This window comes from Bradyrhizobium sp. HKCCYLS3013, assembly GCF_051167615.1.
Classification (GTDB): domain Bacteria; phylum Pseudomonadota; class Alphaproteobacteria; order Rhizobiales; family Xanthobacteraceae; genus Bradyrhizobium.
The window spans coordinates 124,396-137,817 of sequence record NZ_JBNPTK010000009.1; the positions used below are offsets into that span (position 1 = coordinate 124,396).

A 13,422-nucleotide genomic window follows, 5' to 3' on the forward strand; every position below is an offset into this window, starting at 1 on the left:
GATTGCGATCCGACGGCAGACGAGACGGACTCAGCCGACGAGGTCGACTGCGGCTCCAGCCGCGTCGATCAGGTGAACACGTTCGATCTCGGTGCGGGGCAGCAGTGCACGGATCTCGGGCTCCGACATCAGGCTGAACGCGGTCGAGAGCGCGTCCGCCGCCGTTGCATTGCCGGCGACCGTGGTCACGCTGCGATAGCGCTGCGCGCAGCCGCCGCTGTGCGGATCGAACAGATGATTGAAGCGGCCTTGTGGATCGAAGCGGAGGCCATAGGCGCCTGACGTCGATACGGCCCGATCGATGATCGGTAGCATCGCGGCGATCCGATCGGGATTGTCAGGGTCGGCGATCCCGACCTCCCAGGGCCGCGCGTCCGGCCGTGCGCCGATGGCGCGGGCTTCGCCCATGTCGACCAGGCTGTGCTGTACACCCTCGCCGCGCAGCAGCTCGACGATCCTGTCCGTGACATAGCCCTGCGCGATGCCATTGAGGGTGAGCGCCATGCCGCGCGGCATGACGATGTGATCGCGACTGACGCTCAGCCGCTGATGGCCGACCCGCGTCAGCGCCTCTTGCACGGCCGCCTGCGGCGGGCCGTCGGGATTGGCATCCGGGCGCGAAAAATGATCGGCGTAGAGCGTCCACAGCGGCTGCACGGTCGGGTCGAAGCGGCCGTCGGTCATCGCGGCGTAGCGCTGCGAGCGTGTGAGGATGTCGACCAGCTCGGGCGCGGGGTCCACCAGCACGCCGGTGCGGTTCAGCGTCACCAGCGCCGATTGCTCCAGATACAGGCTGAACAGGCGCTCGAGCCGCCGGGCTTCGCCGATCGAGACCGTGATCAGCCGTTCGGCTTCTTGCCGGTCGCGGTGATGAAGCTTGATCGTGGCGACGGCGCCGAGCAGCGTGCCGCGCCATTCGACCAGTCCGCTTGTGCTGTCGGCCGCATGCGCCCTGGAAGGAGCGACCGCGAGGCCCGCCAATGCGGCGCTGATGCGGATGAAGCGCCGACGCGAGAGCTGATTTGTCATCGTTGCACCCCAGGCGTGTCCTTGTGGCCCGGCTCGATCGCGCCGGCGTTGTCGTCGGGCGAGCTCAGCACATAGTCGCGCGGCACCCCGGTGAAGCCGACGATGCGGCCGCCGTGCTCGGCAGCGAATCGCTCGGCCGCGCTCCGATCCGAGAACGGCACCGCCTCGTCGCTGCCCATGCCGCTCCTGACCCGGCTGCCGATCACGAACACCGCCTTGCGCGCCTCGACCCAATTGTCGGCGCCCGGATTGTCCCAGCTCGCGGCTTTGCCCATGTCGGAGACGTAGATCGCCTGGATGTCCTTGGGCTCGTCGGGCAGCATCGTGAAGGCGATGGCGTCGCGCGCGGAGGAGAACCACACCGGCTCGATCAGGCTGGCGGCGAAGATCTGTCCCTTGGGGCCGGAATGCTCGAGCAGGTTCATTCCGCAATAATGCCCGATCGCCTCCGCCGTCAGCTTGACCGGCGGCGGCGGCGCGGCGGCCTGCTTGTCGTTGCAGGCGGCGAGCGCAAAGGCGGCGATGAGCGCGCCGGCGTAAGCGAGGCGTTTCATAGCTCTCTCCGGGAGAAGGCCAGCGCGGCGCCTGCGAGCGGCACCAACGTCCACAGCACCAACGCGGTGAGCAGCACCTCAACCGACAGCGTACTGCTGCCGGCGAGCCCGGCCATGCCGGAGAACAGGCTGACATTGGCGAAGCCGGTCAGGTTGAACAGCCGGTAGGCGTCGGTCGGGTTGAGCAGCAGCAGCGCGCTGAGCAGGCCGCCGGAGACGTTGCGGCCCTGGTCGATGACCAGAAGGCCGAGCAGCGCCATGTCGTAGATCAGGACGAGCGCGAGCCACAGGCCAATGCAGACACCCGCTGCGGTGCCGCGGTCGCGCACGACTGCGCTGACCAGATAGCCGATCGCGACGAACACCGCGCCAAGCAGAACGGAGGAGCCGATCATCGCGGCGAAGGCGGTGAGCCCGTCGCTGTCGAAGTGGCTGCCGGCGATCAGCAGCGCCACCGCGGCTGCGCTATAGCCGAGGCAGATCGCGAAGGCGAGCACGGCAAGATGTCCGAGGAACTTCCCGAGCAGCACCTGCCAGCGCGCCACGGGATAGCTGAGCAGCAGCAGCATGGTGCCGCGCTCCATGTCGCCGACGATGGCGTCGTGCGAGATCAAAAGCGCGATCAACGGGATCAGGAAGATGGTCAGGCTCGACAGGCTGACGATGACGACGTCGAGTGCGCGCGCGCCCACGGTGCCAGTCGGTGCGCTGCCGAGAAAGGTCAGCGACAGCGCGAGCCCTGCCAGCAGCAGGGTCGACGCCAGCACCCAGCGGTTGCGGATCGCCTGCTGGATTTCCTTCGCGGCGATGGTGATCACGGCATTCATTGCGAACGCTCCGCGTGGCGCAGGAAATGCGCGTAGAGCTCGTCGAGATTGGGCGGGATGAGCTCGAGATCCTGCACGGCGGTGCCCTCGGCCGTCGCACGGCGCAGCAGAGCGATCTTCTCGTCCGGCGCCGCGTCGATCTCGACAATGTGGCCGTTGATCCGACGATAGGAGGTCGCCTCCGGCAGCCACGAGGGCCGGCCGGATAGCGGCAGGTCAGCGACCTTGACCCGGATCCGAGTCGGCAGTCGCGCGAGGCGGCGCAGTTCGTCGAGCGTGCCGTCGGCGACCTTGAGTCCCTTGTTCATGATGATGACACGGCCGGCCCTCTCCTCCAGCTCGGTCAGCGCATGCGATGACAGCAGCACCGTCGTACCCTCGGCGGCGAGCTTCTGGATCACCTCGTAGAACGTCTGGCGCAGTTCGGGATCGAGACCGGTGGTCGGCTCGTCCAGCAGCAGCACGCGTGGCCGGCCGATCAGCGCCTGCGCCAGGCCAAGCCGCTGGCGCATGCCCTTCGAGTAGGTATTGACGCGGCGCCCGGCAGCGTCGCCCAGCCCGACGACATCGAGCAGCGCCAGTGCGCCGCTCACCGGCTCGCGTTTGAGGCGGGCGTAGAAGGTTTGCGTCTCGCGGCCGGTGAGCGCGGCATCGAAGGCGACGTTCTCCGGCAGATAGCCGAGCCGACGCCGCGAGGAGAACTCGCCGGCGGCCGGGTTTTCGCCGAGCAGCGCGATCGTGCCCTTGGTCGGCCGGATCAGGCCGAGCATCATCTTCATCAGCGTGGTCTTGCCGGCTCCGTTGTGGCCGATCAGGGCCACCATCTCTCCGGCCGCGAGATCGAACGACACGCCCTTGACGGCTTCGACCTTGCCGTAATGCTTGATCACGTCGGCGATATGGACGGTCGCGCTCATCGGGCGCTGCTCCCGGCGGCAGTGCGGCGCGCCGGCGGTGGCGACATCAGCGGATGGCTATCGACCACCCCGCCGGGCAGGATCGCCGGAAACTGCGCCTGCGCCCAGCGGATGACCTGCACGGCCGGGCTGTTGATCAGGACTTTGGCGGCCGGCGCCGTCCACAGCACGCGGTCGATCAGATCGTTCGGCCGGTAGGCGGTGTCGGCAACGCCGTCGCCGTTGAGGTCGAAGCCGGGATTGTCGCTCCAGTAATTGCCGCGGCCGTTCTTCGACCAGTCGAGATGGCGGGTGCCGACATATTTGATCTGGCTGGCGTTGTTGACGAAGGCATTGCCCCGGATGTCGTTGCCTTCGGAGCCGGCGGTGAAGTGCACGCCGATCTCGCAGCCCTCGAACCAGTTATTGGTGATACGATTATTGTTCGTGTTGTAGATGAACACGCATTTCTCGGGGCCGGGACGGACGCCGCCGCTCGGCGTGAACACGCTCTTGTCGGTCAGCGGCACGCCTTCGTCGGTGCCGCGGTTCTCGGCGGTCGCCCAGCGCTCCGCCGGCTGCAAGCCGCCGATCACGCTGTTGCCGGAGATTTGCGAGCCGTTGGTCGCGTTGAACAGCATGCCGCGATCGCGGTCGTGGTCTGAGACGTTGTCCTTCACGACCAGGTTCTTCGAGAACATCATCGCATAGCCGATGATGTTGCCGACCGAGACGTTGCCGGTGATCTCGCCGTCATTGGCGTACATGTAGTGGACGGCAAAGCGCAGCTCGCTGAAGCGGTTGTGGCTGAACGTGTTGTTGCGGCTGGTAATGGCGAACACGCCATCGCGGCCATAGCGGATGTCGTTGTCGATCACCTTGGCGCCCGGCGCGTTCCAGACCGAAACGCCATTGCCGGTGCCGCCGGGCAGCGTCGCGCGCAGGCCGATGATGCTGTTGTGGCGGACCATGGCATTGGCTGATCCGTGCAGATAGACGCCGAACAGATTGCCTTCGATCCGGTTGTTCTCGATCAGCGTGTCGTGCGCGCCCTGGTCGACGAAGATGCCGGAATCCATCTTCTCGAGCGAGCGGCCGGATCCTTTGAGGACGAAGCCTCGAATGACGGTACCCGGTGCCGTGACGGTAATGACGCTCCCATGCCCATCGCCGGTGATCACCGCGCCGTGCGCGCCTGTCAGTGTCAGGCGATGGGTGATCCGCAGCGGCCCACGATAGGTGCCTGCGGCCAGCGCGATCTCATCGCCGTCGGCGGCGCGATCGAGGACGCCCTGCAAGTCGGCAATATCGGCCGCGATCTGTCGTGTCGCCGCTGTTGCGCGGAAGGGCAGGCCGGCGACGACGAGCGCCGCCAGCCCCAGAGTCTTGATATGGCGCATGCGCCGCATCGCTCACGCGTTCTGCGGCGAGACCAGCATGCGTCCGCGCATTTCCATGTGCATGGCGTGACAGAACCATGTGCAGAAATACCAGTACACGCCGGGCTTGTCGGCGATGAACGTCACCGATGAGGTCTGCTGCGGATCGATCTCCATGTTGACGCCGTAGTTCACGATGCAGAAGCCGTGCACCAGATCCTCGACGTCGTCGATGTTGGTGACATAGACGGTCACCTCGTCACCCTGCTTGACCTCGAACTTCTCGAGCGCATAGGCGGGCGCGCTGGACCACATATAGACGCGCACCTTGTTGCCGTCGCGGATCACCTTGGCGTCGCTCTCCAGTGTGACGCCGTCGGCTGCGGCCTGCTTGCGGGCGTCGGCGAAGAACGGGTCGTCGCGCTTCCAGATCGAGGTCACGCGGCCCTCGAGCTTGGAGCGGTGCACGATGACGGCGTCGTGCGGCTCGGCGAAGCTCGGGCCGTCGTGCACCAGCTCCATCTTGTCGCCGGTGATGTCGATCAGCTGGTCGTTTTCCGGCTTCAGCGGCCCGACATTCAGGAAGCGGTCCTTGGAGAACTTGTTCAAGGACAGCAGCCATTTGCCGTCGGCTTCGTTGGTCTCGCCCATCGAGGCGTGGTTGTGGCCCGGCTGATAGTGGACGTCGAGCTTCTGGATGATGGGGTTGACCTTCTCGCCCTTGAAGGCTCGTTTGGCGAGATCGATGCTCCATTTGCAGACCTGGCTGTCGAGGAACAGCGTAGTGTAGGCATTGCCCCGGCCGTCGAAGGCGGTGTGCAGCGGCCCGAGGCCGAGCTCCGGCTCGGCCACGACGACGTCGCGCGGCTTGATCTTGTCGTCGAACAGGTTGTCGATCAGGCGGACGTCGATCACCGTGACCGTCGGCGCCAGCTTGCCATTGGCGACGACATGGATGCCGTCGGGGGCGGTGTTGAGGCCGTGCGGGCTGTTCGAGACCGGAACGTAGCGCGTGTAGGGCGAGCCCTTGCGGCCGTCGATGACGGGAACGCCGTTCATCTCCTTGAAGTCGCCCTTCTTGACGGCTTCCTCTATGCGCTTGATGTTGAAGATCGTCACCCAGTCCTGCTCGCTTGCCGTCATCTCGGCCAAGGTAACGCCCTTTTCCGAGTTGTAGCAGGTGGAGAAGGCATATTTGCCCTGGTAGTCGCAATCGGTGTTGTCGAGATTGCCGTCGACGATCACCTGCCAGGCAACCTTCATGGTATCGCCGTCGACGGCCGAGAACATCGACCAGTATTTAGACTTGTCGTCGAGCACCTTGCCGTCATTCGGTAGCGGCACCTCATATTCGCCGTTGCAGAACACGTAGCCGGTGCGCGGGAACTTCTGCGGCCGCATGCCGTGGATGGTGTACTGGTTCGGCAGCTCGATGATCTTGTCGCATTTCATCACGTCGGTGCGAATGCGCGCGAGGCGGGTGTTGGCCTTGTCGTTGATAAAGATGTAGCGGCCGTCATATGTGCCATTGGTGAACGACATGTGCGGATGGTGGCAGTCGCCGTTCATCCAGATGCCGAGCCTGTCCTTGAGCCGCTCGCGCGTCTCCGGCAGCAGCCCCTCGGTCATGATCTTGCGGCTCTCGTTGGTCTGGCCCCAGCCGGTGGCGCTGCACCGGTTGAAGACGGGGATGCGCATCAGCTCGCGCATCGACGGCATGCCGATGATCCGCAGCTCGCCGGTCTGGCCGCTGGAGAAGAACACGTAGTATTCGTCGAGCTCGCCGGGGGCGACCTCCGCCTTGCCGGCGCCCTGGGCCGAACGTGGTTGCGCGGCGGCCGGCGCGGTCTCGACGCTCTTGCCAAGTCCAATGCTGCCGGCTACGCCGGCCGCGCCCAGTGCGGCGGTGCCGACGATCTGCCGGCGGCTGATTTTTGTCTGGTCGTCGTCTTGCGCCATCGTCGTCTCCTTATGATGGATGGGTGAGATCGTTGGAGGGGGCCGTCGCCGCCATCGGCTGGCCGGCATGGGTGATCACGGTCTTCGGACCGGATTTCGCGGCGCGCATCGACGGCGATGACATCGCCTCGAATTTCTCGCGCTTGAGCCGGACCTGGATCATGTGCGGGCAGCGCTGATCGTCGTAGTAGAGCTCCTGGCAATGCATGCAGTAGATGCATTCATTGACGTTGATGTGTCCCTCGGGATGGATCGACTGCACCGGGCATTCCTTGGCGCAGCGCTGGCAGGGCGAGCCGCACTCCTTCCAGCGACGCAGCCATTCGAAGGTGCGGATGCGTCCGGGAATCGCCAGTGCCGCGCCCAGCGGGCAGAGATAGCGGCAGAAGAAGCGTTCGATGAACAGGCCGATGCCGAGCAGCGCCGCGGCATACAGCACGAACGGCCAGCTGCGCGAGAATTTCAGGATGATCGCGGTCTTGAACGGCTCGACCTCCGCGACCTGTTCGGCGAGCGCGACCGAATAAAGCGACAGGCCGAACAGGCCGAGGAAGATGATGTATTTGATCGGCCAGAGACGCTCATGCAGACCCCAGGGTACCGTGATCTGCGGCACCTTGAGCCATTTTGCCACTGTGTTGGTGAGCTCCTGCAGCGCGCCGAACGGACAGAGCCAGCCACAGAACGGCCCGCGGCCCCAGAACAGCAGTCCAGCCGCCGTTGCCGCCCACAGGATGAAGATCAAGGGCGCCGCGAGGAAGAACTCCCAATGGAAGCCGGTCAGCAGCGCGTTGACGAAGGTGACGACGTTGACGACCGAGAGCTGGGCGTTGGCGTACCAGCCGAGCCAGACCAGCACGAACAGGAGATAGGCGCGGCGGACCCAGGTGTAGAGCCGGGGACGGCGCACCAGAACGTTCTGGAAGAAGAAGATCCCCGTGAGCACGGCCAGCGCCAGCGCGGTGATGCCGATGGCGACCATCTGCGAGCGCCAGATGCGCATCCATAACGGCTCTTCGGTGTCGTCGGCGACCGGTTGCGCCGTGGCCGGGGCGGGACGTGCGGTCGTCGCCTTCGCTGCCGGCACAGCGGGGCGCGTCTGCTGCTTCAAGTAGGCGTCGGGCACCGTGTAGTCGATATCGAAAGTCAGGAACGCCTTGTCGTGGCTGCCTGTGCTTCGTTGCACCAGGAGCTGGAGCTGCCATGGCTCGGTCGGGTCGAGCGTGAATTCGGGCGGCGTGACGAACAGTCCGATCTCGCGCAGGGCAGGGGCGCCGGCGGCGGCCAGCGCACCGAGTCGCATGTGGTTCTTGTCGCGGAACCGTGTGCTTCCGCCCTCCTGCAGCACCTCGATGCGGTCGAAGATGCCGCCTCGGACATAAGCGGAGCCCTTGAACGAGTAGATGCCGTCGCCGGCGACGACGATCGCCTGCTGTCCGGGCTGCAATCGCTGCTTGAGTCGCTGATAGCCCTCGTCGCCGAGCAGGCTGCGGCCGATGGTGGGCACGCTGACCATGGCCACATACAGATCAACGAAGGTGTCGCCGGCATCGCCGGGCTCCGGATTTTGCGCGGCCGCCGCATTGCCCGACTTGGCGAACGCATCGTTGACGTCGCCGATGCTGAGGTGCAGGCGCCGCACCGAGCCGTCGCCGAGCAGGCTGCTCCAGTCGCGGATCTCGCTCTTGTCGGGATCGACCGTCTTGGTCACGCCCGGCTGTGCCGCGGCGGCGCTCGCCGCAGCGCCGGCACCGATGCGGCCGCTGCGGATCAGGCGCGTGGCCGCGCGCACGATGCTGTCGTGCATCACCAGCACGGTGACCGTTGCACCTGAGACGATGTCGGCCTGCGGCGCGTGTTCTGCGCCTTGCGCAATCGGCATCATGTCCTTGCCGAGCAGGCCGTTGAGTGCGGCAACGATGCGTGGCTCGGGAATGCCGATCAGCACGATCGGCTCCTTGTGATCGACCAGCTTCAGCCCGGTGATGACGCCCTTGGGATCGATGCCGACGAGGATGTGGATCGGCTTGCCCGAATAGCCGACGGAATTGGCGAAATCGGAGTTGAGATAGACGTAACCCTTGAGCTGATCGCCGCGATACACCGGCATGATCGGCGGCTCGCCTTGCGGCACGCCGAAACGGTCCGCATTGGGGAAGAGATCGCCCGGCGTGATCTTCGAGAGGTAGGTTGCGAGATCGCCGGCCGCATGTGCTGCGCGCGGGGCCGCGATGGCGCAGAGCCCGATGAGGATTGCTACCAAGATAGCAGGCATGCGCCACCGATTGGTGGCGACATCACTCGCAACCATGATCACCTCAAGCGGAACGGCCGGCCCACGAAGGAGCCGTATTCCAGTCAGGACTGTTTCGGGAAGGAAGGATCGTCGCCATTGACAATCCCTGAGATAGAGTCAGGCTAAATTGACTCCTTATCGTGCCGGTTGTCTAGTGGGTCGCAATCCGACGGACGTTGCGCTGGATCAAACAGGCCCGGACAATCAGGCGGACTATTATATGTTGTTGTCACGCACGCTCTCGCTCAAGTCGGAACCGGCCGGGAACCTGCATTCGATCGACGAGCTGTTCGCGCTCGCGAATGCGATGGAGCAGGAGGCGGCCGATCGCTACGACGAGCTGTCCGGAGAGATGCAGCGTCAAGGCCGGCTCGATCTGGCCGACGTCTTCGCGAGGCTGGCCGCGGCCGAGCGCGAGCATGTCGACAGTGTCGCGCAATGGTCGCAAGCGCGTACGGGGCGCGCCCCCGATGCGTCGCTGGTGCGCTGGCAGCCGCCGGAGACCTTTGAGCCCGGCGCGGCGCGCGAAATTCAGGATTCGCGGTTGATGACTCCTTACCGCGCGCTGTCGATGGCGGTGCGCAACGAGGAACGGGCCTTCGCGTTCTGGTCCTATCTCGCCGCATTTAACGATGTTCCCGAGGTCAAGAGGGCGTCCGAGGCCATGGCGCGGGAGGAGCTCGGTCATGTCGCGACGCTGCGCAAGGAGCGGCGCCGTGCGTATCATCTTGAGACCGACGCCAGGCGCGCGGCGTCAGTGGCGTCGGACGCCGGCACGATCGACGCCGGCCGGCTGGAGCGTCGACTCGCCGAGCTGCTCGACGCGATGGCGGCGCGCGCCGCAGGCCGCCCGGCAGATCGCGTGGGCGAGCTTGCGCGCGAAGCCGCGGCAATGGCATCGGACGTTGCGGGCCTGTTGCGCCTGCCGGCTGGGCTCGCGCAAGCCGATGCAGCCGTGCTGGCGGAAGCGCTGGCGGACGCGTATCTGGAGCATGCGGAGCGAGCGACCGAATCGGACCGGCTCGGTCTCATGCAGCGGCTGGCGTCGCAGGCGATCGCGCGGCTGGCCTGGCTGCGGTCGCTCGGTTGAGTCCGACTGCAGCGCTGCTCGGCGAAAGACAAGGGTCGCCCAGCCAGGCCGGACGACCCGGTCATCATGAGGCTCAGTTGCGGGTCGGCGCCGGCACGGCGGTGCGGTTCGCCGGCACCGTGACGGGCTGGAAGGAGAACACGTCGCGACTGCGCGGATCGACGGTCACCTTGAGCCAGCGCACGTCGTTGTTGCCATTGCCCTGATTGTCGCCGAACGTTTCGACGCGAACGAAGTTCTCAAGCCGCTGGCCGGCAGCGTTGAGGAACGGCTGGTCGATCCGGAAGTAGTGGGAATCGCCGTGGACGTAGGCGACCGGCTTGCGGAACGCCTCGACCTCGGTCCGCAGCGCAGTCAGGAAGCTGACGAAGCCATCGGGCTGCCCGTCGGTTTCGGCGAGCGTCTTGGGATCGCGCAGCGGCGCACGCGTCGGGTCGGCTTGGTCCCAGCCCGGGTTGCCCTGGGTGATGAACATCACCGCAGCGGAATTGCGCCTCTTGGCTTCAGCGAAGGTCTGCTGCATCCACAGAATCACGGCCGTATTGCGCGCATTGTATTCGTCCGGATCGGGGTTGGTGTCGCAGAGATTGTTGCAGGATCCCTGGATGTTGAGCGTCGCATAGGTCACGCGGCCGAGGGTCCAGCGGCGATTCTCGACGCAACCGACCTTGGTGCCATTGGCGCTGAGGCACAGCGGATCGGTCTGCACCTCCTGGCGCAGCTTGCGCTGGCCGAGCGAGAACGGTGTCGAGAAGAATATCTTGCGCTCGTAGTCGAGCCGGTCGCGCGAGTTGAAGCCGCCGTTCGACGGGCGATCGCAATCGACCCAGTCGTTGTCGCCCGGCGTGAACATGGCCGGTGCCTCCAGGCTGTTGAAGAAGGCGAGCGCCTGGGCGTAGAGGCCGGCATCGCAGGCGGAATTGGAGCCCTGCTTCAAGTCGCCGTCATGCGCCGTGAACTTCAGCCGGTGGGCGTTCATGTCCGCGATCAGGTTCGGGACGCCGACGGTGGCCTGCAGCGTGGAGTAGGGTAGGTCGCCCCAAAGGCCGATGGCGTAGCTGTCGTCATCGTCGTCGAAGCCGTGGTCGTGCGCGAGGCTTGGCGCGGCAGTGGCGAACGCGAGCAACGACACCGTGACCGACAATGTGAGCAGTTCGTGAAAGGCAGATTTGAATGATGATCGAAGTGACATTCTGCAAGATCCCCCAAGACCTCGGTTGTATCGCGCCGCTTCACTCAAGCGGCGGCGGGACGATGCGGAGGGTCGATAACGGGGGCGTGACGATCAGCTGACAATCCGCTGATGGATTGGCGATGTTGCGGATCGGTGCGTCACTGAGAGATTGTTGCAGCTGGCGACCCAAAAAGGCCCGCCGCATCGTCTGCGGCGGGCCGCTTTTCACGGCAATGATGTCAGCCGTTGACGCTCGGTCGATCAGCGATCGTCGCCGGAGTGTCCGTCGTGGTCGTGGTGGTGCCATCCGCCGTCATGATCGTGATCGCCATCGTCGTCGAAGGCGAACAGGTTCATCAGGTCACCGATCGCCGGACGGTTTTTCGGCACATAGCGGTTGTCATCCCGGTCATGGATCGGGTTGGGCAGCCGGTCGCGGCTGACGGCGGAGATCGTGGGCAGCCGCCAGTTGCGCTCGATGAATTTCAGCAGCGACACGTGATCGTAATAGGTGTGGTCGACATGGCCCTTCTTGGCCAGCGGCGAGACCAGGATGAAGGGGATCCGGGTGCCGTCGCCGAGGAAGTCGACCGGCTGGACATAGCCGGAGTCGTAGTAGCCGCCGCCTTCGTCGGTCGTGATGAAGATCGCAGTCTTGGCCCAGAGCTGAGGATTGGCCTTGACCCGATTGATCAGCGCCTCGAGGAATTTCTCGTAGAGATCCGTGGTCGAATCGGCGGGATGACCGGCGAGCGCCTCGAACGGACGCACGAACGACACCGCCGGCAGCGTGTTGTTCTGCACGTCCTTCACGAAGGCGCCGTAGTTCTGCAGCTTGGCTTCCTCCGCCGGGGTCTTCATGATCTTGTTGAAGCCCGTGAGCGGGTCGCAGATGCCGCAATAGGAGTGGAACAGCAGCGGCACGCCGTCGACGCTGCTGGCGAAGGTGGTGGTGTCGTCACCGCGGTCGGCGCTGTAGTACTTCCAAGAAACGCCTTTCGCCGTCATCACGTCGGCGATGGTCGGCGCGCTCTGCGGCGGCAGCACGAACTTATCCGAGCCGAGCGCGTTCGGCTTGGCGCTGGTCTGGTTCCAGAACATGCTATAGTTGTTGACGAGGTAATAGTGGTTCGGCGCGCAGTTGTTGCTGGTGACGCCGTTCTTGAACAGCTGCTCGTTGACGGCGGCGACGCCGGGCGCGCTTGGGTCGGAGCAGTTGACGTAGGATCCGCCGCTGTAGCCGTCCTGCTTGTAGTAGTTGTTGGTGCCGGGGACGGGATCGGGATTCTCGATCTGGTTGGCGTAGGGCACGGCGGGGGTGCCGTTCAGCGTCTCGGGATTGGTGAAGAACGCAGCGTGGCCGGTGACGAGGGCCTGGAAGTTGGCCCCGGTGCCGCCCATGATCGCTTGGTGATAGTTGTCGCTGATCGCGTACTCGTCGGCGAGCTGCTTGAAGAACGGCGCGTCACCCGGCTGGGCCTTGCCGGAGGCGTCGGTGAACGGGTTCATGTTGTAGAACCCCATCGAGATGGCGCCTTCCATCGGGTTGAACCCGCCGGACGGATAAGGCTGCCCGTTCGACCCGGTGCCGATGGTCCGTTCGACCCATACAAACTTGTCGTGCTTGCCGCCGTCGATGTCCTGCCACATCTGGAAGAAGCGGTGTACCGGATCTCCAGTATAAGCGGCGTATGAGACGTATTTCGAAATCTGGTACGGCCCATTGGGAAGATTGGCCGGGAAGCGGGTGTCGAGGACGTTCTGCGGCAGGCCGATTCCATAGGTGGTGTAGGGTTGCGGCAGCGTCGCATAGGCGCCCGTGGACGCGGTCTCGGCAGTATAGCGAACCTCGTCGCGGCCGATCCGCTGCTCTGCCTTCTTGAAGTGCCGGCCCGGCGTGCCGTCTTCGTTGACGATTCCCTTGCTGAGCAGATTGTCGATCGTCTGCCCTGGCTTCGGCTTGTACGTGCCGAATAGATTGTCGAACGTGTGGTTTTCGCCGACGATGATGATGACGTGCTCGATCGGTGTGCTCGTCGCCGCTCCGGCGAAGGCTGGCGCGACGCTGGTCGCGGTAAAGACGGCGCTGGTCGCAAGGGCGAGCGCCTTGGACCGGGTGACTGTTCTGGTCATGACATCTCCAGACGGAGTGGGGCAGCGGCGCGCACGTGCTGATGTGGGCTCGCCTGCGGCAATTTATCGCGGCAACAAATTGCAA

At 65.0% G+C, this 13,422-nt stretch carries 10 protein-coding genes; 1 reads left to right on the forward strand and 9 read right to left on the reverse strand.

The annotated features are described in order from the left end of the window. Window positions 1-30 precede the first annotated feature (30 nt). The 7 genes from ACQR1F_RS17860 to ACQR1F_RS17890 are packed head-to-tail and all read right to left on the reverse strand — an operon-like array spanning window position 31 to window position 8,955. Complete coding sequence (locus ACQR1F_RS17860; RefSeq protein WP_315802965.1) at window positions 31-1,029, reverse strand: FAD:protein FMN transferase; 999 nt, start codon at window positions 1,027-1,029, stop codon at window positions 31-33. After that, on the reverse strand, window positions 1,026-1,583 hold the full coding sequence (locus ACQR1F_RS17865; protein ID WP_316216179.1) for a nitrous oxide reductase accessory protein NosL: 558 nt from the start codon (window positions 1,581-1,583) through the stop codon (window positions 1,026-1,028). Before ACQR1F_RS17865 ends, ACQR1F_RS17860 begins: the two co-directional genes overlap by 4 nt. Then, window positions 1,580-2,410 carry an ABC transporter permease subunit gene (locus ACQR1F_RS17870; protein WP_434913557.1) on the reverse strand — a complete coding sequence of 277 codons (831 nt, stop codon included), beginning with the start codon at window positions 2,408-2,410 and terminating at the stop codon, window positions 1,580-1,582. Before ACQR1F_RS17870 ends, ACQR1F_RS17865 begins: the two co-directional genes overlap by 4 nt. Continuing rightward, window positions 2,407-3,327 (reverse strand): ABC transporter ATP-binding protein, encoded by a 921-nt coding sequence (locus ACQR1F_RS17875; protein WP_316216180.1) that lies wholly within the window; start codon window positions 3,325-3,327, stop codon window positions 2,407-2,409. The genes ACQR1F_RS17870 and ACQR1F_RS17875 overlap by 4 nt, the downstream gene beginning before the upstream one ends. Next, complete coding sequence (locus ACQR1F_RS17880) at window positions 3,324-4,715, reverse strand: nitrous oxide reductase family maturation protein NosD (protein ID WP_316180586.1); 1,392 nt, start codon at window positions 4,713-4,715, stop codon at window positions 3,324-3,326. Before ACQR1F_RS17880 ends, ACQR1F_RS17875 begins: the two co-directional genes overlap by 4 nt. A gap of 3 nt (window positions 4,716-4,718) precedes the next feature. Then, the gene (nosZ, locus tag ACQR1F_RS17885; protein ID WP_316180588.1) at window positions 4,719-6,644 is read right to left on the reverse strand and encodes a TAT-dependent nitrous-oxide reductase; all 1,926 of its coding nucleotides are present in this window, start codon (window positions 6,642-6,644) and stop codon (window positions 4,719-4,721) included. A gap of 10 nt (window positions 6,645-6,654) precedes the next feature. Beyond that, window positions 6,655-8,955 (reverse strand): 4Fe-4S binding protein, encoded by a 2,301-nt coding sequence (locus ACQR1F_RS17890; protein ID WP_410051413.1) that lies wholly within the window; start codon window positions 8,953-8,955, stop codon window positions 6,655-6,657. A gap of 205 nt (window positions 8,956-9,160) precedes the next feature. Here ACQR1F_RS17890 and ACQR1F_RS17895 point away from each other — a divergent pair, with 205 nt between their 5' ends. Further along, window positions 9,161-10,030: a ferritin-like domain-containing protein gene (locus tag ACQR1F_RS17895; RefSeq protein ID WP_434846637.1), complete on the forward strand. Its 870-nt coding sequence runs from the start codon at window positions 9,161-9,163 to the stop codon at window positions 10,028-10,030. A 73-nt stretch (window positions 10,031-10,103) separates the two neighbouring features. On the opposite strand, the gene ACQR1F_RS17900 is transcribed toward ACQR1F_RS17895, so the two are convergent. After that, window positions 10,104-11,222: a hypothetical protein gene (locus ACQR1F_RS17900; protein WP_434913558.1), complete on the reverse strand. Its 1,119-nt coding sequence runs from the start codon at window positions 11,220-11,222 to the stop codon at window positions 10,104-10,106. Window positions 11,223-11,465: 243 nt separating this feature from the next. Then, complete coding sequence (locus tag ACQR1F_RS17905; RefSeq protein WP_434913559.1) at window positions 11,466-13,337, reverse strand: alkaline phosphatase family protein; 1,872 nt, start codon at window positions 13,335-13,337, stop codon at window positions 11,466-11,468. Window positions 13,338-13,422: the final 85 nt, after the last annotated feature.

Coding starts and splice junctions, on each gene's coding strand:
- ACQR1F_RS17860 (WP_315802965.1), bottom strand. CDS start 1,029: ATGACAAATCAGCTCTCGCGTCGGCGCTTCATCCGCATCAGCGCCGCA.
- ACQR1F_RS17865 (WP_316216179.1), bottom strand. CDS start 1,583: ATGAAACGCCTCGCTTACGCCGGCGCGCTCATCGCCGCCTTTGCGCTC.
- ACQR1F_RS17870 (WP_434913557.1), bottom strand. CDS start 2,410: ATGAATGCCGTGATCACCATCGCCGCGAAGGAAATCCAGCAGGCGATC.
- ACQR1F_RS17875 (WP_316216180.1), bottom strand. CDS start 3,327: ATGAGCGCGACCGTCCATATCGCCGACGTGATCAAGCATTACGGCAAG.
- ACQR1F_RS17880 (WP_316180586.1), bottom strand. CDS start 4,715: ATGCGGCGCATGCGCCATATCAAGACTCTGGGGCTGGCGGCGCTCGTC.
- nosZ (WP_316180588.1), bottom strand. CDS start 6,644: ATGGCGCAAGACGACGACCAGACAAAAATCAGCCGCCGGCAGATCGTC.
- ACQR1F_RS17890 (WP_410051413.1), bottom strand. CDS start 8,955: ATGGTTGCGAGTGATGTCGCCACCAATCGGTGGCGCATGCCTGCTATC.
- ACQR1F_RS17895 (WP_434846637.1), top strand. CDS start 9,161: ATGTTGTTGTCACGCACGCTCTCGCTCAAGTCGGAACCGGCCGGGAAC.
- ACQR1F_RS17900 (WP_434913558.1), bottom strand. CDS start 11,222: ATGTCACTTCGATCATCATTCAAATCTGCCTTTCACGAACTGCTCACA.
- ACQR1F_RS17905 (WP_434913559.1), bottom strand. CDS start 13,337: ATGACCAGAACAGTCACCCGGTCCAAGGCGCTCGCCCTTGCGACCAGC.